Annotated in this window: 23 protein-coding genes; 13 read left to right on the forward strand and 10 right to left on the reverse strand. The window is 61.9% G+C overall.

Translation table 11 applies throughout. The features are described 5' to 3' along the window. Positions 1 to 44 precede the first annotated feature (44 nt). A complete protein-coding gene (thpR, locus tag AB6O04_RS15270; protein ID WP_368564954.1) occupies positions 45 to 650 on the reverse strand; it encodes an RNA 2',3'-cyclic phosphodiesterase in 606 nt (201 codons plus the stop codon). A gap of 54 nt (positions 651 to 704) precedes the next feature. After that, positions 705 to 971, reverse strand: a complete 267-nt coding sequence (locus AB6O04_RS15275; protein ID WP_368564955.1) for a DksA/TraR family C4-type zinc finger protein — start codon at positions 969 to 971, stop codon at positions 705 to 707. Positions 972 to 1,232: 261 nt separating this feature from the next. Between AB6O04_RS15275 and AB6O04_RS15280 the strand changes: the two genes are divergently transcribed. Beyond that, complete coding sequence (locus tag AB6O04_RS15280) at positions 1,233 to 1,892, forward strand: glutathione S-transferase family protein (RefSeq protein ID WP_368564956.1); 660 nt, start codon at positions 1,233 to 1,235, stop codon at positions 1,890 to 1,892. A 404-nt stretch (positions 1,893 to 2,296) separates the two neighbouring features. On the opposite strand, the gene AB6O04_RS15285 is transcribed toward AB6O04_RS15280, so the two are convergent. After that, on the reverse strand, positions 2,297 to 3,178 hold the full coding sequence (locus AB6O04_RS15285; RefSeq protein ID WP_368564957.1) for a GNAT family N-acetyltransferase: 882 nt from the start codon (positions 3,176 to 3,178) through the stop codon (positions 2,297 to 2,299). 266 nt (positions 3,179 to 3,444) lie between these two features. Continuing rightward, a complete protein-coding gene (locus tag AB6O04_RS15290; protein WP_368565066.1) occupies positions 3,445 to 4,368 on the reverse strand; it encodes a M14 family metallocarboxypeptidase in 924 nt (307 codons plus the stop codon). 174 nt (positions 4,369 to 4,542) lie between these two features. Between AB6O04_RS15290 and AB6O04_RS15295 the strand changes: the two genes are divergently transcribed. The 4 genes from AB6O04_RS15295 (at position 4,543) to AB6O04_RS15310 (ending at position 8,472) form a co-directional block, all read left to right on the forward strand. Then, a complete protein-coding gene (locus AB6O04_RS15295; RefSeq protein WP_368564959.1) occupies positions 4,543 to 5,610 on the forward strand; it encodes an alpha/beta fold hydrolase in 1,068 nt (355 codons plus the stop codon). Between the two features lie 231 nt (positions 5,611 to 5,841). Next, complete coding sequence (gene mddA / locus AB6O04_RS15300) at positions 5,842 to 6,639, forward strand: methanethiol S-methyltransferase (RefSeq protein ID WP_368564961.1); 798 nt, start codon at positions 5,842 to 5,844, stop codon at positions 6,637 to 6,639. A 230-nt stretch (positions 6,640 to 6,869) separates the two neighbouring features. Then, the gene (locus AB6O04_RS15305; protein WP_368564962.1) at positions 6,870 to 7,706 is read left to right on the forward strand and encodes an SAM-dependent methyltransferase; all 837 of its coding nucleotides are present in this window, start codon (positions 6,870 to 6,872) and stop codon (positions 7,704 to 7,706) included. Between the two features lie 160 nt (positions 7,707 to 7,866). Then, entirely contained in the window at positions 7,867 to 8,472 is a 606-nt protein-coding gene (locus AB6O04_RS15310; RefSeq protein ID WP_368564963.1) for a DUF1579 domain-containing protein, read from the forward strand. Between the two features lie 138 nt (positions 8,473 to 8,610). Here AB6O04_RS15310 and AB6O04_RS15315 read toward each other — a convergent pair whose 3' ends face one another. After that, positions 8,611 to 9,525, reverse strand: a complete 915-nt coding sequence (locus tag AB6O04_RS15315; protein ID WP_368564964.1) for a VOC family protein — start codon at positions 9,523 to 9,525, stop codon at positions 8,611 to 8,613. 306 nt (positions 9,526 to 9,831) lie between these two features. Between AB6O04_RS15315 and AB6O04_RS15320 the strand changes: the two genes are divergently transcribed. Further along, positions 9,832 to 10,341, forward strand: a complete 510-nt coding sequence (locus AB6O04_RS15320) for a lipocalin-like domain-containing protein (RefSeq protein ID WP_368564965.1) — start codon at positions 9,832 to 9,834, stop codon at positions 10,339 to 10,341. 153 nt (positions 10,342 to 10,494) lie between these two features. Further along, complete coding sequence (locus AB6O04_RS15325) at positions 10,495 to 11,346, forward strand: alpha/beta fold hydrolase (RefSeq protein WP_368564966.1); 852 nt, start codon at positions 10,495 to 10,497, stop codon at positions 11,344 to 11,346. Between the two features lie 84 nt (positions 11,347 to 11,430). On the opposite strand, the gene AB6O04_RS15330 is transcribed toward AB6O04_RS15325, so the two are convergent. Next, positions 11,431 to 12,486 (reverse strand): DUF5694 domain-containing protein, encoded by a 1,056-nt coding sequence (locus AB6O04_RS15330; protein WP_368564968.1) that lies wholly within the window; start codon positions 12,484 to 12,486, stop codon positions 11,431 to 11,433. Positions 12,487 to 12,802: 316 nt separating this feature from the next. Here AB6O04_RS15330 and AB6O04_RS15335 point away from each other — a divergent pair, with 316 nt between their 5' ends. The 3 genes from AB6O04_RS15335 (at position 12,803) to AB6O04_RS15345 (ending at position 14,670) form a co-directional block, all read left to right on the forward strand. Further along, positions 12,803 to 13,597: a DUF1028 domain-containing protein gene (locus AB6O04_RS15335; protein ID WP_368564970.1), complete on the forward strand. Its 795-nt coding sequence runs from the start codon at positions 12,803 to 12,805 to the stop codon at positions 13,595 to 13,597. A gap of 120 nt (positions 13,598 to 13,717) precedes the next feature. Further along, entirely contained in the window at positions 13,718 to 14,092 is a 375-nt protein-coding gene (locus AB6O04_RS15340) for an alpha/beta hydrolase family protein (RefSeq protein WP_368564971.1), read from the forward strand. A 221-nt stretch (positions 14,093 to 14,313) separates the two neighbouring features. Then, on the forward strand, positions 14,314 to 14,670 hold the full coding sequence (locus tag AB6O04_RS15345) for a hypothetical protein (RefSeq protein WP_368564972.1): 357 nt from the start codon (positions 14,314 to 14,316) through the stop codon (positions 14,668 to 14,670). 308 nt (positions 14,671 to 14,978) lie between these two features. Here the strand turns inward: AB6O04_RS15345 and AB6O04_RS15350 are convergent, their stop codons facing one another. The 4 genes from AB6O04_RS15350 to AB6O04_RS15365 form a co-directional block, all read right to left on the reverse strand. Continuing rightward, entirely contained in the window at positions 14,979 to 15,515 is a 537-nt protein-coding gene (locus tag AB6O04_RS15350; protein ID WP_368564974.1) for a DUF2058 domain-containing protein, read from the reverse strand. Between the two features lie 48 nt (positions 15,516 to 15,563). Continuing rightward, positions 15,564 to 19,178 carry a methylmalonyl-CoA mutase family protein gene (locus AB6O04_RS15355; RefSeq protein WP_368564976.1) on the reverse strand — a complete coding sequence of 1,205 codons (3,615 nt, stop codon included), beginning with the start codon at positions 19,176 to 19,178 and terminating at the stop codon, positions 15,564 to 15,566. 105 nt (positions 19,179 to 19,283) lie between these two features. Then, positions 19,284 to 20,159, reverse strand: coding sequence for an alpha/beta hydrolase (locus tag AB6O04_RS15360; protein ID WP_368564977.1), 876 nt, complete (start codon positions 20,157 to 20,159; stop codon positions 19,284 to 19,286). A gap of 72 nt (positions 20,160 to 20,231) precedes the next feature. Next, complete coding sequence (locus tag AB6O04_RS15365; RefSeq protein ID WP_368564978.1) at positions 20,232 to 20,861, reverse strand: TetR/AcrR family transcriptional regulator; 630 nt, start codon at positions 20,859 to 20,861, stop codon at positions 20,232 to 20,234. A 334-nt stretch (positions 20,862 to 21,195) separates the two neighbouring features. Between AB6O04_RS15365 and AB6O04_RS15370 the strand changes: the two genes are divergently transcribed. From AB6O04_RS15370 to AB6O04_RS15380, 3 genes are all read left to right on the forward strand, one after another. Then, on the forward strand, positions 21,196 to 22,296 hold the full coding sequence (locus AB6O04_RS15370) for a Glu/Leu/Phe/Val dehydrogenase dimerization domain-containing protein (RefSeq protein WP_368564979.1): 1,101 nt from the start codon (positions 21,196 to 21,198) through the stop codon (positions 22,294 to 22,296). A 96-nt stretch (positions 22,297 to 22,392) separates the two neighbouring features. Beyond that, on the forward strand, positions 22,393 to 23,124 hold the full coding sequence (locus AB6O04_RS15375; RefSeq protein WP_368564981.1) for a carbonic anhydrase family protein: 732 nt from the start codon (positions 22,393 to 22,395) through the stop codon (positions 23,122 to 23,124). A gap of 1 nt (position 23,125) precedes the next feature. After that, positions 23,126 to 24,283 carry an isovaleryl-CoA dehydrogenase gene (locus AB6O04_RS15380; protein WP_368564982.1) on the forward strand — a complete coding sequence of 386 codons (1,158 nt, stop codon included), beginning with the start codon at positions 23,126 to 23,128 and terminating at the stop codon, positions 24,281 to 24,283. Positions 24,284 to 24,321 lie beyond the last annotated feature (38 nt).

The following is a 24,321-nucleotide window of genomic DNA, read 5'->3' on the forward strand; positions in this document are numbered from 1 at the left end:
GATGGGGCTTTACCATTAAGGCCCCATCGCGACTCACGCCGCTCCTACATGATTGGCCAGCGGCCGAGAACTTCGTAGTCCGGCTGGCCTTGAATACTGTGGATCAGCCGGAATTCGGTGGGTCGCAAGGTGATGGAGCCGACCTGCCCCAATGCAGGCTCGGGATCCACGTAGGCCAACGTAAGGTGCGGGATGAAAGTGCGACCGATATGGCGGTGGAAGCCGGCGCGGATCAGCCGCTCTTGCAGGGCCTGCCAGAAAGCCTCCATTGCCGGCGAAACGTGCGACGCGGCCAGAGTCAATGCAGGCCGGCGCGGACTGCCCAGGGCACGCAGATGATCCAGCGTGATGGCGAATGGCTCAGCGGCCGGCAGCATTTGTACTGCTTGGATGGCGTCGCGGACCTGGTCATCTCGCCGCTGATCGCTTTCGCCCAGATAGTGCAGCGTCAGATGGTAGCGGTCCGGCCGGATCCAGCGGGCACCGGGGTATGCCGAGTGCAACGCGGTCGCAAGCGACCCGATGCGCTCGCATTCTGCGTCGTCCGGGAACAACGCGAAGAACAGCTTGTGGGTAGCGGCGGGTGCAGGAGCAAACAGGTTTCCCTGTGGGGAGGTCATGACAGGCCGTGTGTGGAAAGAGAAAAACATGATGCCATCGTGGTGACACGTGGCGCGAACCTCCTGCGTGACCGTGCGCTTGCTCTAACGCAACTGGCTGTCTTTGCTGCCCCGCCGGTTGTAGCCACCGGTTTCATGCGCCTCTTGGTCATGGACCTCTTGGCATGCCACACACAAGCGCACGCCCGGAACTGCCTTGCGCCGGGCTTCGGGAATAGACGCATCGCACTCTTCGCAATGAGTGAGTCCCGGCCCCTGCGGCAGTTGCTTGCGCGCACGCTCGATGCCGTCTTTCACGGTCGCGTCGATCTGGTCCTGTACCGCACCATCACCTGCCCAGCCGGTTGCCATGGCCGCCTCCGAAATGCTCTTTGAAGTCCGGGAAAGCTTGCTCCCGTCGGAATGAATTCATGTGAAAGCGCCAACTCCACGCGTCGTACGGCCATCGCGCCAAAGTCGTCATTCAATGTCGATCCGGCTTGCCCTTGTTCGTCGTGTAGAAGGAAGACGAGCTTTCGCCCTATCGCCCTGCACCGCCAAGCCTTCCCAGAACAACGTCCTATGAAACTCATCTCATAGCCCGGAACAAAGCGCACAAGAGAACCACGCCGAATGAATCTGAAGCTTTACGCCCATCCTTTCTCGTCTTACTGCCAAAAAGCGCTGATCGCGCTCTATGAAAACGACACTCCCTTTGAATGGCGCTTGCTGGAGGGTGACGATAGCCCTGTCGTCCGGGAATTCACGGCGCTCTGGCCGCTGAAACGCTTTCCGGTGCTGGTGGATGGCGACCGCACGATCATGGAGGCCAGCATCATTATCGAGTACCTGGACCTGCACCACCCGGGGGCGATGCGGCTGGTTCCGGAAGATCCGCGGGCGGCGGTGGAAGTGCGGATGCTCGATCGGTTCTTCGACAACTACATCTCCACCCCGCAACAGAAGTGCGTATTCGACCGCATCCGCGACGAGCCCGATCGGGACGACTATGGCGTGGTTGAAGCGCGCTCCATGCTGGACACGTCCTATGCTTGGCTGGACAAGACCATGGCAGACCGGCAATGGGCCGCTGGCGATGACTTCACCCTGGCCGACTGTGCTGCCGCGCCCGCGCTGTTCTATGCCGACTGGACGCATCCTATCGGCGACCGGTTCCCGAACGTGCTTGCGTACCGTCAACGCCTGCTGGCCCGTCCTTCGTTCGCGCGTGCGGTGGATGAAGCGCGGCCTTACAGGCCTTATTTCCCGCTGGGCGCACCGGACCGCGATTGAGAGCCGTGGCGCTCTGCGCCATGCCGCTTGGAAACTGATCGCTGCTTCTGTAGGAGCAGCGTCCCGCCGCGAGCTCTTCCGTAGATCGCGATAGAGGCAAACGGGCGATTGAAACCTGCTATTCACCATCGGGACGCGCTGCGGCGCGTTCTTGATCATGCGCACCCAAGGGCTATCGGGGCGCGGAGCGGCGTCCCGCCGCGAGCTCTTCCCATCCAATCGCGATAGAAGCGAGAGCGATTAAACCCTGCTGTCTCACCGTCCGGACGCGCCGCGGCGCGTTCTTGATCACGCGCACCCAGGGGCTACCGGGGCGCGGAGCGGCGTCCCACCGCGAGCTCTTCCCGTCAGAGCACGACGAAAGCAAAAGCTCGCGCCGGGACGGCGCTCCTACAGAAGCAGGATCACAGATGCTTTTCGAACCAATGATCTGCGTAAGGGTTGTCGTTATACGGCGGTATCTCGCGATAGCCGTTGCGTGCGTATAGCGCGCGTGCCTCGGTTAGGCTGCGGTTGGTGTCCAGCCGCAGCGTATGCAGGTCCATTGACACAGCCTGCGCTTCCAACGTATCCAGCAAGCGTTGGGCAATACCCAGTCCGCGCGCAGACGGCGCTACCCACATGCGTTTGATCTCACCCACACCGGCGCCGGTGACTTTCAGTCCGCCGCAGCCCATCGCCTCGCCGTCGAGCCGGGCAATGACGAACGTTCCGCGTGGCGGCACCAGTTCGCCGGGATCAGCTGACACACTGCGCGCGGCATCGAAGCCATCTTCGAAGCGCGTGTTGAGTTCGCTCAGGTAGGCATCGATGCAGGCACGTGCCTCGACCCCACCGGGATCGGCGACGGCGATCTCCACCGCCGACGCCCGCAACAACCGTTCCACTTCGGCCATCGCCGCAATCAGGCGCTCGCGCTGTGCCGCACCCAGCGGCACCAGCAGCGAAGTCGCCAACGTTTGCGAACGCGTATCCAGCGCGTCCACTTCGCGCTGGCCCTTGCGGGTCAGCGTCACCCGCCGCACGCGGGCATCGTCGGCCGAAGGCTGCACCGCTACCAATCCCTGCGCCTCCAGCGCCCGCAGCAGCCGGCTCAGGTAACCCGAATCCAACGACAGCCGCGCACGCAGGTCGCGCACATCTGCACCTTCGTGGCCAATCTCGAACAACAAGCGCGACTCGGCCAACGGCCGCCCGCGGCCCAAATAGTCATCGGTCAGCACGCCGATGCGCCGGGTCACTGCCCGGTTGAATCTGCGGACCTGTTGGATCTGATTTTCGTCCATTCGCTGACTTTAGTCAGATAAATGGGAGGCGTCAATATCGGCAGATGGTCCGCAGAGTCATTGGTGGGTGAGCCACTTGAGGAAGCGACGTGAGTCGCGACGTTGATTTATCCGGTCGCGACTCATTTCAGCTCCCATAGAAATGCATCCGGGCGGTCACCATACCGGTCACTTCGATCGGCAAAAAAATCCACCGAAACACCTAAGAAAACCCGACCCTTCTTGCCATGCGCCGATGGCGGGCTTGAGCCCGCCCTACGCTTGCCCTACCCCTGCGCCCGCACGTAATCGATCGCGGCGCACACCGCCGCCACTTGCGCTGCATTGCACTGCTCAGGCGTGGCTTTCGGGCTGTCGGGATACACTTCGGTGGTGGTGGTGTAGCGGGCATCGGTAACGCCGGCACACAGGCCTAACCGCTTGAGCGGATAGCGGATGATGCCCGGCGCGACCACCGGGGAACCGATGATTTCACCGTTGCGGTCAGCCGGGGCGATGTGGGTGACTTTCTCCACCGCCGCGATCACCGCCTGCTGGAACTCGGGCTGCGGATTCTCGCTGTCGTCGACCAGGTAGAAACCATCCGGGATTTCACCCGGCTCATACGGCTTGCCATCGCGTGCGGCCAGCGCCGGGCGGAACTCGCTTTCGTCGCTGTCGGTGGTTTCGTGCAGGTCGATATGCATCACCACCTGGTCGCGCACCGGCGCCACCAGCCGGATCAATGCCGCTGATTCCTGGGCCGGGCTGTGTTCGCGGAAAGAGCGATTGGGGTCAATGGCGTGCGGATTCCAGCGATGAATACGCTCGTACGCCCATGGGCTGACGCAAGGTGCCACCAGCAGATTGGCCTTGCCGGCGTAGTCGGCCGCACGCTGCTCCAGAAACTGCAACGCGCCATGCACGCCGCTGGTTTCGTAGCCATGCACGCCACCGGTCACCAGCATGACGGGCAGCGCGTCGTCCCAGTCGCGGCTACGCACGGCGAACAGCGGATACGTACCATCTGGCTCGTAATCCAGTTCGCCGTACTGCACCACGTCGAAACGTTCGCGCAGGCGGTCGATCACCGTCAGCACGTCGTTCCCATACCGACGCTGCACCGTCTGCCGCGCGCGCCATTCGGCTTTTTCCGTGTCGCCCCAGGGCTGGCCAGGTGTGCCGATGGGGTAAAAAGCATCCGTCGTCATCTGTTGCTCGCTTTGCAGTGCGGGTGAAAGGCGACGCACTTTAGCATCGAGGCCCACGCCGGACCCAAGCGCCCTCATCTGCCCTGACCGCCTGCACCCCGCTATTGCGTTGACTCAGACACTGGCGATCCGCCAACGCGCTATCCTGTGTTGAGTCCGCTGACCGGACGTGTGATGAAACAGCGCATCCACTACGTTGTCACCGACGACCAGGTCCGCCTTGCGTGGGCCGAGATGGGACGCGGGCTGCCACTGGTCAAAGCCGCGACGTGGCTCACCCACCTGCAATACGATCTTGAGAGCCCGGTCTGGGCGCATTGGCTCCGTTTCTTCGGCGAGCACTTCCACTACCTACGTTATGACGAGCGCGGCTGCGGCATGTCGGATTGGAACGTGGGCGACCTAGCCTTGGCGCGCTGGGTGGAGGATCTGGAGAACGTCGTTGACGATGCCGGCCTCGACCGTCCGTTCGCGCTGCTCGGCATCAGCCAGGGCGCTGCCACGGCGATCCGCTACGCCGTGCGCCACCCGCGGCGCGTATCGCACCTGATTTTGTATGGCGGCTACGCCGTCGGCGGCCATAAGAGCGACAACCCCGAGCGACGTGCGCTGTACAAGGCGGTGATGGAAGTGGTGGGACTGGGATGGGGTAGCGACAATCCGGCCTTTCGTCAGTTGTTCACCTCGCGATTCGCGCCGCAGGGCACACCGGCGCAAATCGATTGGTTCAACGAGCTCTGCCGGCGCACGACCTCGGCCAAGAATGCCTGCGCGCTGTTGCAAGCGCGCGGCGGCATCGACGTGCGCGATGACTTGGCGCGCGTGCGCGTGCCTACGCTGGTGCTGCATTGCAGTCACGATCAAATTGCGCCGTTGTCGCAAGGCAAGCTGCTAGCCAGCCAGATTCCCGGCGCGACGTTCGTGCAATTGGACTCGCCCAATCATGTGCTGCTGGAACAAGAACCGGCCTGGCGCGAGTTCCAGGAGGCGGTGCTGGAGTTCACGGGACAATCGTTCACCGGCGTCGCCGCAGATGCCGCGCTGATGGCCGCACTAACTGCGCGCGAGCGCACCACGCTGGCGCTGTTATGCGAAGGCCGCAGCAATGCGCAGATCGCCTGGCACTTGGGCATTGCCGAAAAGACCGTACGCAACCACATTTCCCATCTTTATCGGAAACTGGGCGTGCGCAGCCGGGCAGAAGCCATCGTGATGGCGTACAAGCATCCGCCGCTGGGCTGAGCGCCCGCATCCGGGACATTTGTCCCGATAGGGAGTCGAAGGCTTGTACAAGCCGGGACAAGGTTCCCATGGTCGCGACCCCGAGCGGCGCTCAAACTCACCGACTAGCCACTCCTGTAGCTCGCCGCACGCCAGCCGCATCCCCCACGTGCATGGTGGCCGCATCAAGACCGTCCCGTCCCTCTGGGCGTAAAGGACAGAGATGGTCCGATACCCTCATGGAGATCCACGATGTCCCGCTTATTTGCCCTGTTGTACGGCACCGCATGCTATGCGGTGTTTCTGGTTACTTTCCTGTATGCCATCCCGTTCGTCGCCGGCTTCGGCGTACCCAAGCACATCGACAACGGCAACCCTACTGCTCTGCCGCTAGCAGTAGGCATCAACCTGGTCCTGTTGACGTTGTTCGCACTGCAGCACAGCGTCATGGCACGGCCCGCGTTCAAGCGCTGGTGGACGCGCTACGTGCCCGCGGTGGTCGAGCGCAGCACCTTCGTATTGGCAACCAGCCTGGTCCTGGCGCTGTTGTTCTGGCAATGGCGGCCCTTGCCGTTGCTTATCTGGAACGTCGAAGGCGAGGCTGCGCGCTGGATCCTGTACGGGTTGTCCGCGGTGGGCTGGTTGCTGGTGCTGGCCAGTACCTTCTTGATCAATCACTTCGACTTGTTCGGCCTGCGCCAGGTGTGGCGTCACGCACGCGGACAAGGCCCGGCTCCCGAAGCCCCCTTCGTTGTTCGCGCGCTCTATCGCATTGTGCGCCATCCGATCATGCTGGGTTTTCTGATCGCATTCTGGGCCACGCCCACGATGAGCCTGGGCCACCTGCTGTTCGCAGCAGTGACCACCGGCTACATCCTGGTCGCTGTGAAATTCCTGGAGGAACGCGATCTGGTTGCGCACTACGGCGAAACCTACCGCGCCTATCAACGTCAGGTACCGATGCTGTTGCCATGGCGCAAGCGCCAGGACGAGGCGAGCGGTCCTGCGGTCTCGTCGACAACGCTCCGGCCAGACCATCGCGCGCCCTGACAGCTGTCCGCTTCTCGTAGAGCCGAGCTTGCTCGGCTGCTCTTTGCGGAGATGGAATCAGATCGAATTGAAGAGCAGCGGAGCAAGCTCCGCTCTACCTAATCCTCACCCGCATCTGGTCCGCGGAAAGCGTTGGGTTGGTGGAGCCAACCCAACCTACAGACGCGTTAGGCGTCAAACTATCCTGGAATCGAAGCCGGCCACCGTCGGCGCCCAGGAGATCGTACGCAATGCCTCACTACTCCGGCCCCCTGCTCACCCGCGACCTAGCCGATGCGCTACAGGCCGCGCGCGTCGGGGGTACATGGACAGGCTCCCTGGACCTGGGGCGCTCCAGCGACGACGCGCTGTTGCAGACAGACAGCTGGCAGTGGCGCGGCGAGCACTATCCGTATCCGGAAAAGCTGAAAGACCGCACGCTGTATTACTGGGACGGGGACGAATTCGCGCCCATATCCCGTTATTCCGGTTCGCTGATCAAGCTGGTGCCGACCGAATGGGGCGCGCCTACGTTCGAGATCGACGGCATCAAGATGCTGCCCACCTCAAAGGAATCGCCGCTGGAGGATGCGCGGCGCAAAGTCGCGCTGGTCGAGCCACGCGGCAAGGTGGTGCTGGATACCTGCGGCGGATTGGGTTACTTCGCCGCGTGTTGCCTGGAGGCCGGCGCGGCGCGCATCCATTCGTTCGAAAAGAATGAGGACGTGTTGTGGTTACGTAAGCTCAATCCATGGTCGCCCGACCCGGAGGCGCCCGAAAACGGTGGCCGGCTGCAGCTCAACCACGCCGACATCTCGCAGGCCATTGCGCAGGTCGCCGACGCTTCGGTGGATGTCCTGCTCCACGACCCGCCGCGCTTCGGCATTGCCGGTGAACTCTACTCGCAAGTGTTCTACGATCAACTGGCGCGCGTGCTGCGCAAAGGCGGCCGCCTGTTCCACTACACCGGCACCCCGAACAAACTCACCAGTGGACGCGACGTGCCACGCGAGGTGGCGAAGCGGCTGGAGAAGGCGGGGTTCAAGGTGCAGCTCGCGCTGGACGGCGTATTGGCGTCGCGGCGTTGAGTCCTGGGCTTTTTTACCTCCCCCTTTTTTGAGGGGGACTGAGGGGGATTTGCTCTTGCCGTTCAAAACGCTCCAAAGCCCCACCTTCACACCGTCTATGCGCAAGCCGGCGCACATAGCTCCTCACGTAACCAACTCACTGCCCTGGGAGGGGTCCACCATGATTCGCAAGCACACCATGTCGATAACGGCCATTACCCTGCTGCTCGCCAGCCCGCTGGCCGCACAGGAAGCCACCACGCCCCAGATGACGCCTGAGATGCAGGCCATGATGGAAGCGTTCCAGAAAGCCGGCACGCCCGGCGCGGAACACCAGAAACTGGCGTCGCTGGCCGGCACCTACGACCTGACGATCAAGGGTTGGCACACACCCGGCGGTGAACCGACCACCGACACCGGCACCGCCACACGCAAGATGGTCCTCGGCAATCGCGTCATGGTGGAGGACGTGACCTCGCAGATGATGGGTCAGCCATTCAATGGCCACGGCATGCACGGGTACGACAACACCACCGGCAAGTACTGGGCGACCTGGAACGACAACATGAGCACCGGTCTGATGGTCAGCGAGGGTACCTGCGACGCCAAGCTCACCTGCACCTACACCGGCAGCCATCACGACCCGGTCACCAAGAAACCGCAGACCACGCGCATGACCACGCGTTGGACCGACGCCAACACCGAACTATTCGAGATGTACGGACCCGGGCCGGATGGCAAGGAAACCAAGATGATGGAGATCACCTACAAGAAGCGTGGGCAATAACGCTTGTATCAAGCGACAACAAATCCGTCGTCATCCCGGCGCAGGCCGGGACCCAGTGCCTTGAACCCGTAAAAGCGAAAGTCGCTGGGTCCCGGCCTGCGCCGGGATGACGAAATCTATCGGTGAACTGAAAGACCTCTACCCACCCCGCCCCGCCTTTTCAATCGCCGCAACATCAAGCTTCTTCATATCCAAGAACGCCTGCGTCACCCGGTCAACAACCGCCTGATCGCCGGACGTCATCAATTCATCCAAAACAATCGGCGATATCTGCCACGACACGCCATAACGATCCTTGCACCAGCCGCACTGTTCGGATTCCGGCACGCTGGATAGCTGCGCCCAATAGCGATCGATTTCCACCTGATCGCGGCAGTGCACCAGGAACGAGACGGCCTCGTTGAAACCGAAGCCATGCTCGCGCGCACTGTCCATGGCGGCGAACCAGGTGTCGTCCAGCCGGAAGTCCGAGTACATCACCGTGCCTGCTTTATCCGGCGCCATGCCTTCGGGATAGCGCACCAACTGTCCGGCCTGGGAACCGTCGAACACCGACCGATAGAACGCTCCGGCTTCCTCGGCCTTGCCGCAAACCTCGCCGGTGAACAACAGCGACGGCACGATCGCCGGCCGCGGCTCACCGGCGGGATCGGCCAGGATCAACTGCCAGGACAAGCCATAGCGGTCCTGTAGCCAGCCATAGCGCTTGCTGAAGGGGTACGCGTCCAGCGGCATCAGTACCTGTCCACCGTCGACCAGCGTCGCCCAGGTCCGCTCCAGACGCGCGGCCGCGTCCGGTTCCCGCGACGGATCGAAGTTGACGATGAAAGATACCGACGGATTGAACTTGAATACCGGCCCCGCGCTGATGGCCATGAACGGCTGCCCATGCAGCGTGAACGACGCGACATCGCAATCCCCCGACGGCGTATCGCGGATCGTGACAATGGAGTCGACCTTGGAATCTGGAAAAACCGAGCAGTAAAACTCGGCGGCCTCCCTGGCCTGGGTGTCGAACCACAGGTGCGGAGTGATGGGCTTGGCGAGCGACATACGGAACTCCTAGGTTGGGATTACCTGACTACGACGAACTGGCGTACCGCAAATCGACAACCTATCGTCTGGAATGGTCATTAACCAGCTGGGAGACCGAAGTCTCGCGCGTCTGGGGCGTAGCCCCGACCTGCCCATCGTAGGTCGGCCCCACGCGGCCGACGGGCTTGAGAAGCAAATTCGGGAAAATCTAGTCCCTATTCCGGCACAGGAAGCAATCACGATATGCAGATTTCCAACGGAACATAGCTCATCAGCACACGTCGTCCTTCACAATCGGACGCTGCCAAACAAATGGAGCCGCATGTGAAAACTGGAATCTTCGTTTCCCTCGTTACAACCTTACTGATCGGTTATTCGGCCATCGCGCCAGCCAACGCCAGCGATGCTGAAACGCTAGCGTCCCGACTTGTGGGTACATGGCAAGTCATGGAAGTAGTGGACACCGATCCCGCTGGCAAAGTCAGCCATCCCTATGGAGAGCATCCCAAGGGATACATCGTGTACGACCCGACAGGCCACCTGCACGTTCAACTCATGCGCACACCTGCCACGCCTCCTTTTGACGCGGGCGACGACGCCAAGGGCACCGAACAGGAAGTCCGCGCCGCCTACGATGGCTACGTCGCTTACTTCGGCACCTACCAGGTCATCGAAGCACAAAGCAAAGTGATCCATCGCGTGGAGGGCAGCCTGATGCCCAGCTACACCGGCACCGACCAACCCAGGCCCATCAAGATCGTCGGGGACGAGTTGATCATCGAGGGCACCGTACCGGAAGGACATTTCCTGCGACGTTTCCGCCGCGTGAAATAACACCCGCGGCGGGCTGTAGGGCGGGTCAAGCCCGCCACGCACGAAGGCCAAGCCAAGCGTTCGCCGCCAAAACCAAGCAATCGCCGGCTTGACGCATCGGTCACAGCAGCAATGCTTCCATCCAGCATCCACGCTCGTCGAAGATGAATGCTGATGTTGTACGCGGAAATTGGCGGCGCAACGATCGCCGCGCGCACAGCCGGCGATAGTTCCAAGCCCGCCCTGGTCTTGCTGCACGGGTGGCCACAATCGAGCCGCGCGTTCGACAACGTCCTGCCTGAACTCGGCAACGATCACTTCGTACTTGCGTTTGATCTGCCCGGCATCGGCGCTTCGCAGGGCGCACCGCCATCAGCCGAAAAGACCGTACTCGCCGGCCTGCTACTGGATGCGGCAGAGAAACTCGGCGCCAGAAACATTCTGTTCGCCGGCTACGACGTAGGCGGCATGATTGCCTACGCGGCCGCGCGCGATCACGCGAACAGGATCTCAGGCGCCATGGTGATGAACACGGTGATTCCCGGCATTCCACCCTGGGCCGAAACCCTCGCCGATCCACGCATCTTCCATTTCGCACTGCACGCACTTCCCGAACTCCCGGAACTGCTGATCACCGGCCACCAACGCCAATATTTCGACTTCTTCTACGACATCATGGCCGGCGACAAGAGCGTCCTGACGGAAGAAGCCCGCAACGAATACGCGCGAGCTTACGAGCGCCCGGAAGCACTTACCGCCGGTTTCGACTGGTACCGCGCCATGGCTAACGACGCCACCCACAATGCACGACACAAACGTATCGACTTGCCTATTCTTTACGTACGCGGCGATGCAGACGGACGGAAGCAGGATGAGTATGTGCCTGGCGTACGAGACAAAGGCGCAACCCACATCGAAGGCCGCGTCATTCCTGGTGGCGAATACGTTGCGGAAGAAGCACCGGAGCAACTGATCGCGGCGATCAGGGAGTTTCGCAGAGCATTGGCCCACCGAAATAAGCACTGAGACTACAAAGCGCCTATTTCCGGAAAATAGGCGTCAGGTCGTAGCGCCGGCTTGAGAGTGTGTCACGCAGGTTTGCAGGGCGAACTACTTCAGCACCTGCTCAGCGTCGACAATCTCCACACCCTGCAACTGCCCCAGCCAGCTGTCGAGCCACGGCTTATGCGAGACACCGACGATCGACAGCACGCGTGCGCTCGGGCGTTCGCGGAAGGTTTCGCGGATGTTGGCGATCATCCGTAGGTTACGGGTTTCCCAACCGCCTACCCACATCTGGGGATAGCCTTCTCTCGACACCCAACGCATGGCGGTGCCCGCGTTGAGGTCGGCGAGCATCGCCAAGTTGGCAGGACGATTGATATCGCGGTATAGCCCTAGCATGTCGTGGTTCTTCGTCATGGCTTCCTGCCGCTTCTCCGCCGCCGCCAATTCCGCTTTGCCCGTGTCCCAAGCCGCCCGCAGCGCCTTGCCGAATGCCGCTTCGTCGGCGACCCGAACGTTGTCGCCGGTGTGGTTGTCGACGGCATGCACCCGCTGCAAGCCGAGGCGCGCAGCCAGTTGCGCACCGATCTGGTAGCTCTCGTTGTTGCGGGTCGCAAGCTTCTGCAGCATCGCCACCAGTTCATCGTTCAATCCGTCGCCGGTACGCCGTTCGGCCGCCGGCAACTGCAGCCATTGCACCAGTGCAGATGCGCGGTCGTTGGCCGCCAGGAATCGCGACGCAAGCAGGCGCCGCTGGTTCGGTGTGGGTTGTGCAGGCCATGTTTCGAGCAAGTTCTTCACAGCTGCGATGGCGGCAGGTACGTCCAGCCCGGTCGCGGCTTTGGCCGCATCGGTGTTTGGGCAGAAATCCAGTCCGTAAACGGCAGGATGGCGGGCGGCCAGATCGCACTCCTCGCCTGACATTGACTCGATGGTGATGATGTCCGGCTTGAACGCCGCCAGCCGGTCGAGCACGGGGTTGAGCGATTCGGCCCTGAAGGTTTCCGGCATACCGCTCAGGTGAACCGAACCCAGCACCAGCACACGGGCGGGCGGCCCGGCCATGTCCTTGTCGAGTACCGTCAGATCCACCTGCGCCTGCGCCACGGCCGGAGCCGCCAGCGCCAACATCCAGCCCCATTTTGCCCACCGCATGCTCATGCGTGATTTCCTGTAATGCGCCAACCGGACGCGCCGATATTCTTGCGGCACGGATCCACATGTACATGTGGCATTCGGCAGGGTGCTATTCGCAATGCATGTACATGAAGAACGCCACCTCGACCAGCGCGTCGCACTATGCAAGCGATTAAGATCCGCCCTGTGGCGTCGGAGCAGCGACTAGTCCTCAGGGCAATGGAGTAATCTCGCCTTCAACCTAACTGCTCCACTCGGCATCCAAACAATAGCGCCTCCCTCCGCATCTTTAGTGCGCATCGTCACCCGGGCGCAATTTCCACCTCAAGCGGGCACGCCAATGAATCGGAATCGTCTTCTCGCTCTTCGCTGCCTCATCGTCATTTTTGTTGCTGCCGCCCACACCGCCCCTGCTCACGCGACCTGGTCCATCGCGACCGTCAATCCACGTACCGGTACCATTGGCGTTGCAGCGGCTTCATGCTCTGGCGGCGTCTACGGCATCCAGACGGTGGTCCCAGGAAAGGGCGTGGTCATCGTCCAGGCCGCCAGCAACAACGACGCCCGCGAGGCTGCAGTCGCCATGTTGCGCAAAGGCGTGCCGCTGGACACGATTCTCGCGAAGATTACCGCCCCCAATTCCGACTACCAGCCGCAGCGCCAACAATACGCACTGCTATCCAGCGGAACGGACCCGCGCCCACGCACCTACACCGGCGCCAAAGTGCCCAGCGCAAAAGCCACCGCCGGCACCGATCACATCAGCGTGCAGGCCAACACCCTGGCATCAGAAGACGCCGTTGCGAAAATCGCCGCAACGCTGGGCAAAGCCGATTGGCCGGACGACCTGGCCATGGCCCGCGCCATCATGCGCGCCATGGACGCAGGCGCCAAAGCCGGCGGCGACCGCCGCTGCGGCAAGGCCAATAGCAATACCGCCTTTATCGGCCTTTACCGCAAGACCGATCCGCAGGACAAACCTTGGGTGGAGTTGGCCATCAATGGACTACCGCCTGGTACTGAAAGCGGTATGACTCATCTTGGCGGTCTGTTTCAACAGTGGTTGGGCACTGGGACAGGCCAAACGAATACGCGAAGATTCGTAGTGCCCACTGTTATGAAGCCGATCAAATGACGCCGCGGGCTCCGTTGGCTCCATCAATTCAGCACTCCGTCGAGATGAGGTGCTTGGCTGAAGGAGCGAATCGAATTCGGCTCTACGGCAGTCCCAACCAGCGGTTGGCCGCTCGACGACGTGCTGCGTCGGGTCGGCCGGCCACTCTTCGACCAATACGAGCTGATCTGGAACTACGACTCGGTAGGTGCCCTGCGCCGGGTAAACGTGCCGCTGTTGTGGGTGCTCGCCGAAGACGACCGCGAGGCACCGATCGAACGCACCCGCGATGCGTTATTGGGACTGATCGACGACGGCCGACCGATCGAGCTGTACATGTTTCCCGATACCGACCACGGCATGTTCGAGTACGAAACCCTGCCCGACGGTTCGCGTCGCGGTACGCGGATCACGGACGGCTACCTGCGCCTGCTTGTGGACTGGATCCGCGGCACGCCTCAGCGCTCTTACGGGCGCGGTGTCCGGCTCGGCGACGAGACGCCGGCATCGCATTAGCGATGCCGCAGGATCCATGGGAATACCGCGCCAGGACCCATGTCGAAGGATCAATCACGTCGCGCCATGGCAGATCATGCGCGGCAGCGTCTCGATACGGTGCCTACGGCTTATCTCGTTCCACGGGGTCCTGTTGCCATCACACGATCTCAACCCTATTCAGACATGGCGCTCACAAGTGACGGCCTAGTCTGAAGCCGGTTTCGAGCGAGGCCACACCCATGCTCCTGCAGACCGCCACGATTCTGTTAGCGATTACCGCCCTGGGTGGATTGCTCATGGCGGGGATTCGCTTTACCGCCAAACATAATCCGCCGGCCTGGCTGGCGATGTTGCATGGGTTGTTGGCGGCATCTGGTTTGACGCTGCTGGCTTATGCGATCTGTACCCAGCCCGTGCCGGCGATGGCCAAATTGGCGTTGCTGCTGTTTCTGTTGGCGGCCGGCGGTGGCGCGGTGATGAGCCTGGCGTACAAGTGGAAGAATCGCCTGTTGCCGGCCTGGTTGGTTGTGGTCCATGCGACCGCTGCGGTTGTTGCATTTGCGTTATTGGCGTTGGCCGCGTTTGGGGCGACGTAGACGATACGTAGGATGTGGTGAGCAACGCGAACCGCATCGGTCGTGCACCTCCAGAACAGAAAACATTCCTGTTGCCATAAAGACGCGAGCGATGCGGTGCGCCTTCGGCTTACCACATCCTACTTGAGCAAGTAGCCCGGGTAAGGCTAAAGGCCGGGCACCCGGAGCACGTGGGGTCGCTGCAGTTGTTCACCATCCGGTCGCGCTGCGGCGCGCTCTGCATTGCGGGCGCTGAGCGGCTATCGGGGCGCGATGCGCTTCGCTTATCCGGGCTACGTGGGTGTCGTAAACCGGGGGCTACGAGAGCATTACCAGATCAAATCGTCCGGCACTTTGAACTGGCTGTAGTAGTCGTCGTCTTCGCCGCTGCTATCTGCGCTGGGTTTGCCATGGTCGAGCACGATCATCGCAGCGTCGCGGGCGTAGACCTTGTCCGCGGCGGCGCGTGGAATCACTGCATAGCCTGGGTCGTGGCGAACGATGACCAGGGCGCCGCTTGCCAATTGCGTGCGTACGGATTCGTTGACCAGCAGGTTCTTGATCTTGCCGTCGTCGGTGAAGCCGTAGGCGATCTCGCCTTCGCGCTTGAGCTGGTTCTGCTCCACGATCTGGCGCGCCTGGGCACGTTGTTCGTGCAGGCGCGCTTGCGCGTTGCGCTCGGCGGCCAGAGCACGGTCGCGTTCTACTTTCTCCAGACGTACGCGTTCGGCTTCAGCTTGCTCGGCGCTTGGCGCCGGAGCCGCCTTGCCGTGGCGCTGCTTGGCTTGCTCGCGCACCACCTCGGCGACCTTGGACTTCTTGACCAGGCCGGCCTTGAGCAGTTGTTCTTGCAGGGGATTACGCATGGAATTGGACCTATCGCCGTTGGAAGCAAATGCCTGTCACTTACCGGCTTACATATTCCGCCGGTACTCTCCACCCACGTCATACAGCGCATGGCTGATCTGGCCCAGGCTGTGGGTCTTCACCGCTTCGATCAGCGCCTCGAACACATTGCAGCGCTCGCGGGCGGTGCGTTGCAGGTAGCCCAGGCCGTGGCCGTCGTGAACCTCGGGAGAGGCGTGTTCTTCCAGCGCGATGCTGTGGGCATGCGACGTTTCGCCGGCTGGGGCCAATGAATTGCGATTGTGCTGCCAGATCTCGACGTTTGCGATCTGCTGGGCTTTTTCTTCTTCGGTCGAACGGATCAGTTCGATCTCGGTGATCACCTCGCCACCATGCTCGCGCGGCAGGAAGGTGTTGACGCCCACCAGCGGCAGACTGCCGTCATGCTTCTTGTGTTCGTAGTAGAGGCTTTCTTCCTGGATCTTGCCGCGCTGGTACATGGTGTCCATGGCGCCCAGCACGCCGCCGCGTTCGCTGATGGCTTCGAATTCCTTGTAGACGGCTTCTTCGACGATGTCGGTCAGTTGATCGACGACGAAGCTGCCCTGCCAGGGGTTCTCGTTGAAGTTGAGGCCCAGCTCCTTGTTGATGATCATCTGGATGGCAACCGCGCGGCGCACGCTTTCTTCGGTGGGCGTGGTGATCGCTTCGTCATAGGCGTTGGTGTGCAGGCTGTTGCAGTTGTCGAACAAGGCGTACAGCGCCTGTAGCGTGGTACGGATGTCGTTGAACTGGATTTCCTGCGCGTGCAGCGAACGGCCGGACGTCTGGATGTGGTACTTCATCATCTGGCTGCGTTCGTTGGCGCCGTAGCGCTCGCGCATGGCGCGCGCCCAGATGCGGCGAGCGACGCGGCCTATGACGGTGTATTCCGGGTCCATGCCGTTGCTGAAGAAGAACGACAGGTTGGGCGCGAAGTCGTCGATCTTCATGCCGCGTGCCAGGTAGTACTCCACGATGGTGAAGCCATTGGACAGCGTGAAGGCCAGCTGCGAAATCGGGTTCGCGCCGGCTTCGGCGATGTGGTAACCGCTGATCGACACCGAGTAAAAATTGCGTACGCCGTTATCGACGAAGAACTGCTGGATGTCGCCCATCATGCGCAGTGCAAACTCGGTGCTGAAGATGCAGGTGTTCTGCGCCTGGTCTTCTTTCAGGATGTCCGCTTGCACGGTGCCGCGCACGGTCTTCAGCGTGTCGGCCTTGATGCGGGCATAGGTTTCCGCATCGACCAGTTGGTCGCCGGTGACACCCAGCAAACCCAGGCCCAGGCCGTCGTTGGTCGGCGGCAACTCGCCGGCGTACTGCGGACGTGCGCGTCCTTCGAACAATGCGTCGATTTTCTTCTGCGCTTCGGCCCAACGCGTGTCGTCGGCTTTCAGGTATTTTTCCACCTGTTGGTCGATGGCGGTATTCATGAACATCGCCAGGATCATCGGCGCCGGACCGTTGATGGTCATCGACACCGATGTGGTGGGCGCGCACAGGTCGAAGCCGGAGTACAGCTTCTTCATGTCATCCAGCGTGGGCACGTTGACACCGGAGTTGCCGATCTTGCCGTAGATATCCGGACGCGGCGCGGGGTCTTCGCCGTACAAGGTGACGCTGTCGAACGCGGTGGACAAGCGTGCGGCAGGCTGACCGACACTCAGATAATGAAAGCGCCGGTTGGTGCGTTCCGGCGTGCCTTCGCCGGCGAACATGCGGATGGGATCCTCGCCGGTGCGGCGATACGGATAGACGCCGCCGGTGTACGGGTAGCTGCCGGGCAGATTTTCTTTCTGCAGGAACACCAGCAGCTCGCCCCAGCCTTTGTACGGCGGCGGCGCGATCTTGGGGATCTTCTGGTGGCTGAGCGAGGTCGTGTAGTTGTCGATGCGGATGGTCTTGCCGCGCACCGCGTATTCGTTGAAGTCGTCGGTGACGGCTTTGAGGCGGGTTGGCCACTCGCGCAAAAGCTTCAGCGCTTCGGAGCTTAGCGATTGGACCGCGTCGTTGTAGCGTTGGCGCAGGGTCAGTAGGGAGCGGTCGACTTGATGTGCCCCTTCCCCCGCAAGCGAGGGAAGGGTTGCTTCCGACGGATACAACTCCAGCGCTGCAGGCAACGCCGGATCGCCCAGATCATGCAATGACTGCCAATAGCTTTGCGCGCGGCTGGCGGTTTCAGCTTCGGTTTCGATGCGGCGATTGATGCCGCGGCCCTGCTCTGCAATCTCGGCCAGGTAGCGCACACGTGCGCCAGGAATCAGTACCGTCGCGCGTGGCTCTTTCAATTCCGTATCAATGTCGGGCTTGAAGTCGCACCGAACGCTGCCGGCCTCCCTCACTCCCTTTTCCCCGTTCCCTGTTCCCAGCTTTTCCCGCAACAGCCGGCACAGATTGGCGAACATCCAACTCACGCCAGGATCGTTGAACTGGCTAGCGATGGTGGGATACACCGGCACTTGTTCGTCCGGCGTCTGGAACGCCACACGATTGCGTTTCCATTGCTTGCGTACATCGCGCAGTGCGTCTTCGGCGCCGCGCCTGTCGTACTTGTTCAATACCACCAGTTCGGCGAAGTCGAGCATGTCGATCTTTTCCAGCTGGCTGGCCGCGCCGTAGTCGCTGGTCATCACGTACATGGGGAAATCGACTAGATCCACGATTTCCGAATCGCTTTGGCCGATGCCGGCGGTTTCCACGATGACCAGATCGAAGCCAAGCGACTTCAAGAATGCAATGCAGTCCTTCAATACTGCATTGGTGGCCACGTGCTGCCGGCGCGTCGCCATGGAACGCATGTAGACGCGCTCGCTGCGCAGCGAGTTCATGCGGATGCGGTCGCCCAGCAATGCACCACCGGTGCGGCGACGCGTGGGGTCGACGGAAATCACCGCCATGCGCATCTGCGGAAAGCTGGCCAAGAAGCGATTCAGCAGTTCATCGGTGACGCTGGATTTGCCCGCGCCGCCGGTACCGGTGATGCCAATGACAGGCGTAGAGCGGGAACGGGGAACGGGGAACGGGGAATGTGGGCCTTGCGACCACTGCCGGCGCAGCTTCTCCAGCTTGGCTTCGTTGAAGCTGCCATCTTCGATAGCGCTCAGCATCTGTCCGATGGCGAACTCGTCCTTGATATCCGGGACGGTAGCGGTCTCCCGTTCCCCGTTCCCCGTTCCCTGCTCCCGCGCTCCTTCAGCACGCGCCACCACATCCTCGATCATCTCCACCAGACCCATCTTCATCCCGTCATTCGGGTGATAGATGCGCTCCACGCCGTAGGCCTGCAGTTCGGCGATTTCTTCCGGGGTGATGGTGCCGCCGCCGCCGCCGAACACGCGGATATGGCCGGCGCCGCGTTCTTTCAGCATGTCGACCATGTACTTGAAGTATTCGACATGGCCGCCCTGATAGCTGGATAACGCAATCGCATCGGCATCTTCTTGCAGTGCAGCACGCACGACATCCTCGACGCTGCGGTTGTGGCCCAGGTGAATCACTTCCGCGCCCTGCCCCTGGATCAGGCGGCGCATGATGTTGATCGCCGCGTCATGCCCGTCGAACAGGCTGGCCGCGGTGACGAAACGCAGCGGCGTGCTATCGGCCTGTGCTGCAGGAATATTTGATGCCGGTGTGCTCATGCGCCCTCACTCGCATTACTGCTAAGAGGGGAATTGTAGCCCGCCGTGCATGCGCGCCCGGTAAAGCCTTATCCGGCGCGACCCTACGCCGCCGTTCGGAGCCGATCAGGCAAAGCCGTAAGGCAGATTGGGCGAAGACACCACGCGGCTGCCGATTGTCTCGCCTTGCAGGAATCTCAACGCGTCTCCGATCACTGCGGGGTCGTTGGCAATGCGGTGATGCCCCAGGCCTTCGGTGGTCAGCAGCCGTGCGTGCGGACAAAAACGCGCATAACGCTCGCCCTCCGCCCATGGCACTTCGTTGTCTTCGATGTCGTGCACCACCAGCAATGGCCGGCCGACGTGCGGCGCATTGACGTGCGCTTGCAGACCGTCCACCGAGATACCGGTCATTGATTCGTATTCTTCGAAAATGCGGCCGGACAGATGCGATGACAGCCCGATGAATTTACCGAACCGCTGCCCGGCCGCCATGGGATCAGCGGCCGGTGCGATCAGCACCACGCGCTGGGTTTGCAGCCCCCGCGCCGAGGCGATCATCGTGGCCGCGCCACCTAGCGAATGCCCGATCACCGCCGCCAGCGGGCCGAAATGCGCACCGACTCGGCTGACGCCATCCGCGAACATCGGCAAGGTCGCACGGTAACCGCTACTCCGGCCGTGCGCAGATTGATCGAAAGCGATCACGGCATAGCCGGCGCGGCGCAGCGCTTCCACCCACGGCAGGAAACGCAATCCGAAACTCGACCATCCGTGCGCCAGCAGTACGGCCGGTTCGGTCTGCGGATCGCCCCAAACGTAGGTGACCATGCGTTCGCGGCCGAACGGCAGTTCGACGATCCGTGCGCCCGCCGTGTCGCATTGGCGCGCCCGTTCGCGGCTGCTTGGCATCGGCGTGCCAAAAAGACGAAACGCCCTTCCTAATGTGGTGTCAGGCATCAACCAGCCACCCACGGCGAAACGCAGGCGCAGCAGCATCATTGAAATTGATTTACGAACGTTCGTTCTATTTTTAGGCGCAGCGATAACGGCCATGGCAGTGCTCCTACCGGGTCAATGGGGTTGTTGTTGAGGGGAGGTTGCTTGCGGGGAATAGGCCTTCAGCACGCGCTCGAACGAGCGGCGCGCCAGCGTCTGCGCCTGCTGAGGATCGTACAGGCGTGCGTGGTGCAGGCCTTCGGTGATGGAGAACAGTTCGAACGACATCAATTCCGGATCGGTGTCGGCGGCCAGCTCCCCGGATTCGACACACATGCGGATAGCCTTGGCCAGCTGCATCCGCCACTCGGACAACCAAGCCACGACGCGGTCGCGAAGTACGCCGGGGCGGCCGTCGTATTCGCCCGCCGCGCCCAGCATGATGCAGCCGTCCGGGTTATCACGCACCCAGTCGAACCAGGCAAACATGATGGCGCGCAGGCGCGGTAACCCCCGGGGCTGGCGCAAGGCAGGCATCACCACGGTTTCGCCGAAGCGTTCCGCGGTCCAGTCGAGAACAGTGAGCTGCAAGTCCTCGCGCGAACCGAAATGGGCGAAGACCCCGCTTTTCGACATGCCGGCGGCCGTGGCCAACTCGCCGATCGACAAGCCTTCCAGCCCGTGGCGACAGGCGATGGCGTAGGCCCGCTCGATAATCATCTCGCGAGTGGCGGCGCCCTTGTGGGTGGCTCTGAGCAAGTTCATGGCGCAATAAATAGAACGATCGTTCGTATTTTTCAAGCGCCATCCGACGAGCGGTCGTCCGCCAGCCGCCAACTTGCGGTTCGTGGAACGGAGCTTGCTACACACCGGGGAGGCCCTATCGCGGACCGGCCAAGACCTATTCATCACCAACATTCGTCCGACATCAGCGCAGGCAATATGGACAGTCACTACTCGCAATTGAATTAAACTAGCCCCGCGCGACGAACCCGCCCGCAACACGGCAACGTCGCTTTTTTCTTTTCTGTCAATTCGTTAGGCACAGTTCCTGGCAACTTGCGTCAAAAGCGACGCGGCGCAAATCGGAGCCATCCCCATGATTTTCGAAACACTCGATACCTCCGGCCACGAACAGGTCGTGTTTTGCCACAACCCCGATGCGGGCCTAAAGGCGATCGTCGCGATCCACAACACCACACTGGGCCCAGCCCTGGGCGGCGTGCGCATGCGCCCCTATGCAAAAAGCGAAGACGCCCTGACCGACGCGCTGCGGCTCAGCCGCACCATGACCTATAAGAATGCGTTGGCCGGCCTCAATGTGGGTGGCGGCAAAGCGGTGATCATCGGCGACAGCACCCAGGACAAGACCGAGGTGCTCTTCCGCGCCTTCGGGCGCTACGTCGACTCGCTGGGCGGTCGCTACATCACCGCCGAAGACGTGGGCACCGACGTCAACGACATGGAAAACGTTTACCGCGAGACCGAGTACGTGGTTGGCGTGCATCAGGTGCACGGCGGCTCCGGTGATCCGGCCCCCTTCACCGCATACGGTGCGCTGCAAGGCTTGATGGCGACCTTGAACAAGAAGTTCGGCAACGAAGAGGTGGGTAAGTACAGCTACGCCGTGCAGGGCCTGGGCCACATCGGCATGGAGTTCGTGAAGCTGTTGAAGGAACGCGGCGCCAAGCTCTTCGTCAGCGACCTCAACGCTACCCTGGTGGAACGCGCGGTGGAAGAATACGGCGCCGAAGCAGTCAAGCCGGACGAAATCTATGATCTGCCGGTGGACGTGTTTTCGCCTTGTGCCATGGAATATGCGATCAATGGCGAAACCCTGCCCCGCCTGAAAGCCAAGGTGATCTGCGGCACGGCCAACAACCAGATGTCGCACGTGAGCGGCACGGAAGCAGCCAAACGCGGCATCCTGTACGCGCCCGACTACGCCGTGAACGCGGGCGGCGTCATCAATGTGTCGCTGGAGATCGACGGCTACAACCGCGAGCGCGCCATGCGCATGATGCGCACCATCTATCACACGGTCAGCAAGATCTTCGAATTGTCCGACCGCGAAAACCTCGCCCCGCAGTATGCAGCCGACCGTCTGGCCGAAGAGCGCATCGCCGCGATCGGCAAGCTCAAGCTGCCGATGGGCCGCACCGCGCCGCGCTTCCAGGACCGCATCCGCGGCAGACATTAACGATCACTACGACGGCGCATTCTTGCGCCGTTTTGCTATTCGCCATTGGCGCTTGCGCCGGGCAGCCCATCCTCCCCCCGAAAAAAGAGAGTCCGCATGCGCATCGCCGCTGCTACTGCAATTGCAATTGCCATTGGCCTGGCCGTGAGCCTGAGTTCCGTCGTCCACGCCAATGAAGAAAAACTCGATTACGACCATCAGGAGAAATGGCAGAGCGCGCTGGACCGGGCGCAGTCGCCGATCGATATCGTTACCGCACAGACGGTGCGCGCCGAGGACAACGAGCCGCTGGGACTGCAGCTGTGGCACACCCAGGCGCCAATCGAAAAGGCGGAAGACAACGGGCACGCCGTACAGGTCAACACCCACGCCACCGAGGCGATGATCCGCGGCCGCCACTTTACCCTGGCCCAGTTCCATTTTCATGCCGAGAGTGAGCACACCCTCGATGCCAAGCACTACCCGCTGGAAGGGCATTTCGTGTTCAAGGCCCAGGATGGACGGCTCGCCGTGATCGGCGTCATGTACCAGGTCGGCGACGGAAATCCGGCCGCACAGGCGGTCATCGACGATCTGGAAGCAAAGGACGGCAAGCTGCCGCAACCCAGCATCGATATCGCTTCCCTGCTGCCGAATCAGCGCGACTACTATCATTACCTGGGTTCGCTGACCACGCCGCCGCTGACCGAAAACGTGGAGTGGTACGTGCTGCCGACGCCGGTGACGATGTCGGAGAAGCAGATGACCACCTTCCTGAGCCACTATCCTCATAACAACCGTAAAATCCAACCGCTCAACGGGCGAGCGGTGGTCCACCATCAAGGCTGATATGCGTAGTTTTTCTCTAGGCGACGACATTGATGCGCTGCGCGAAGCGGTCCGCCGCTTCGCCGACGCCGAGATAGCGCCGCGCGCGGCACAGATCGACCACAACAACGCGTTCCCCCAGGACTTGTGGCTCAAGCTAGGCGAAATGGGCCTGCTGGGCATCACCGTTGCCGAGGAATACGGCGGCAGCGGGATGAGCTACCTGGCGCACCTGGTGGCAATGGAGGAGATCTCCCGCGCGTCCGGTTCGGTTGGTTTGAGCTACGGCGCTCATTCCAACCTGTGCGTCTCCAACCTGTTCCTTAACGGCAACGATGCGCAGCGCGGCAAGTACTTGCCCAAGCTGTGTACCGGCGAATGGAAAGGCGCGCTGGCAATGAGCGAACCGGGTGCCGGTTCGGACGTGGTCGGCTCGATGAGCTGCCGCGCCGAACTGCGCGGTGATGTGTGGGTCGCTAACGGCAACAAGATGTGGATCACCAACGGCCCGGAAGCCGACGTGCTGCTGGTCTATATGCGTACCGCGGGCAAGGATGCCGGCTCCAAATGCATGACCGCTTTCATCGTCGAAAAAGGCATGAAAGGCTTTTCCACCGCGCAGAAACTGGACAAGCTGGGCATGCGCGGCAGCAACACCTGCGAGTTGGTGTTCGAGAATTGCGAGATTCCCGCCGAGAATGTGCTTGGTGAAGTGAACCAGGGCGTACGCGTGTTGATGAGCGGCTTGAACACCGAGCGGCTGGTGCTGACCGGCGGTCCCATCGGACTCATGCAGGCAGCACTGGATGCCGTGCTGCCGTATGTACGCGAACGCCGTCAGTTCGATGCCGCTATTGGCACCTTCAGTCTGATGCAGGGCAAGATCGCCGATATGTATACGGCGCTGCAGTCCAGCCGCGCCTTCGCCTACCAGGTCGCCCGCGACTACGATGCCGGCCGCACCTCACGCGCCGCCGCCGCCGGCTGCCTGCTGCACGCTTCGGAAGCGGCCGTGCAGGTAACCCTGGAAGCGATTCAGGCGCTGGGTGGCAACGGTTACATCAACGAATACCCCACCGGGCGGCTGCTGCGGGATGCGAAACTTTATGCCATCGGCGCCGGCACCAACGAGATACGCCGGATGCTGATCGGACGGGAATTGTTCGACGGTCGGGATTGATCGCTTCTCGTTTCTCGTAGAGCGGAGCTGCGCCTCGC

Origin of the sequence: Pseudoxanthomonas sp. UTMC 1351 (assembly GCF_040948865.1) — a bacterium.
In the GTDB taxonomy this organism is placed as follows: Bacteria; Pseudomonadota; Gammaproteobacteria; order Xanthomonadales; family Xanthomonadaceae; genus Pseudoxanthomonas_A.

What these genes read in the sequence shown, in the direction of transcription:
- thpR (WP_368564954.1), bottom strand. Translation starts at nt 650, where the DNA reads ATGTTTTTCTCTTTCCACACACGGCCTGTCATGACCTCCCCACAGGGA.
- AB6O04_RS15275 (WP_368564955.1), bottom strand. Translation starts at nt 971, where the DNA reads ATGGCAACCGGCTGGGCAGGTGATGGTGCGGTACAGGACCAGATCGAC.
- AB6O04_RS15280 (WP_368564956.1), top strand. Translation starts at nt 1,233, where the DNA reads ATGAATCTGAAGCTTTACGCCCATCCTTTCTCGTCTTACTGCCAAAAA.
- AB6O04_RS15285 (WP_368564957.1), bottom strand. Translation starts at nt 3,178, where the DNA reads ATGGACGAAAATCAGATCCAACAGGTCCGCAGATTCAACCGGGCAGTG.
- AB6O04_RS15290 (WP_368565066.1), bottom strand. Translation starts at nt 4,368, where the DNA reads ATGACGACGGATGCTTTTTACCCCATCGGCACACCTGGCCAGCCCTGG.
- AB6O04_RS15295 (WP_368564959.1), top strand. Translation starts at nt 4,543, where the DNA reads ATGAAACAGCGCATCCACTACGTTGTCACCGACGACCAGGTCCGCCTT.
- mddA (WP_368564961.1), top strand. Translation starts at nt 5,842, where the DNA reads ATGTCCCGCTTATTTGCCCTGTTGTACGGCACCGCATGCTATGCGGTG.
- AB6O04_RS15305 (WP_368564962.1), top strand. Translation starts at nt 6,870, where the DNA reads ATGCCTCACTACTCCGGCCCCCTGCTCACCCGCGACCTAGCCGATGCG.
- AB6O04_RS15310 (WP_368564963.1), top strand. Translation starts at nt 7,867, where the DNA reads ATGATTCGCAAGCACACCATGTCGATAACGGCCATTACCCTGCTGCTC.
- AB6O04_RS15315 (WP_368564964.1), bottom strand. Translation starts at nt 9,525, where the DNA reads ATGTCGCTCGCCAAGCCCATCACTCCGCACCTGTGGTTCGACACCCAG.
- AB6O04_RS15325 (WP_368564966.1), top strand. Translation starts at nt 10,495, where the DNA reads ATGTTGTACGCGGAAATTGGCGGCGCAACGATCGCCGCGCGCACAGCC.
- AB6O04_RS15330 (WP_368564968.1), bottom strand. Translation starts at nt 12,486, where the DNA reads ATGAGCATGCGGTGGGCAAAATGGGGCTGGATGTTGGCGCTGGCGGCT.
- AB6O04_RS15335 (WP_368564970.1), top strand. Translation starts at nt 12,803, where the DNA reads ATGAATCGGAATCGTCTTCTCGCTCTTCGCTGCCTCATCGTCATTTTT.
- AB6O04_RS15345 (WP_368564972.1), top strand. Translation starts at nt 14,314, where the DNA reads ATGCTCCTGCAGACCGCCACGATTCTGTTAGCGATTACCGCCCTGGGT.
- AB6O04_RS15350 (WP_368564974.1), bottom strand. Translation starts at nt 15,515, where the DNA reads ATGCGTAATCCCCTGCAAGAACAACTGCTCAAGGCCGGCCTGGTCAAG.
- AB6O04_RS15355 (WP_368564976.1), bottom strand. Translation starts at nt 19,178, where the DNA reads ATGAGCACACCGGCATCAAATATTCCTGCAGCACAGGCCGATAGCACG.
- AB6O04_RS15360 (WP_368564977.1), bottom strand. Translation starts at nt 20,159, where the DNA reads ATGATGCTGCTGCGCCTGCGTTTCGCCGTGGGTGGCTGGTTGATGCCT.
- AB6O04_RS15365 (WP_368564978.1), bottom strand. Translation starts at nt 20,861, where the DNA reads ATGAACTTGCTCAGAGCCACCCACAAGGGCGCCGCCACTCGCGAGATG.
- AB6O04_RS15370 (WP_368564979.1), top strand. Translation starts at nt 21,196, where the DNA reads ATGATTTTCGAAACACTCGATACCTCCGGCCACGAACAGGTCGTGTTT.
- AB6O04_RS15375 (WP_368564981.1), top strand. Translation starts at nt 22,393, where the DNA reads ATGCGCATCGCCGCTGCTACTGCAATTGCAATTGCCATTGGCCTGGCC.
- AB6O04_RS15380 (WP_368564982.1), top strand. Translation starts at nt 23,126, where the DNA reads ATGCGTAGTTTTTCTCTAGGCGACGACATTGATGCGCTGCGCGAAGCG.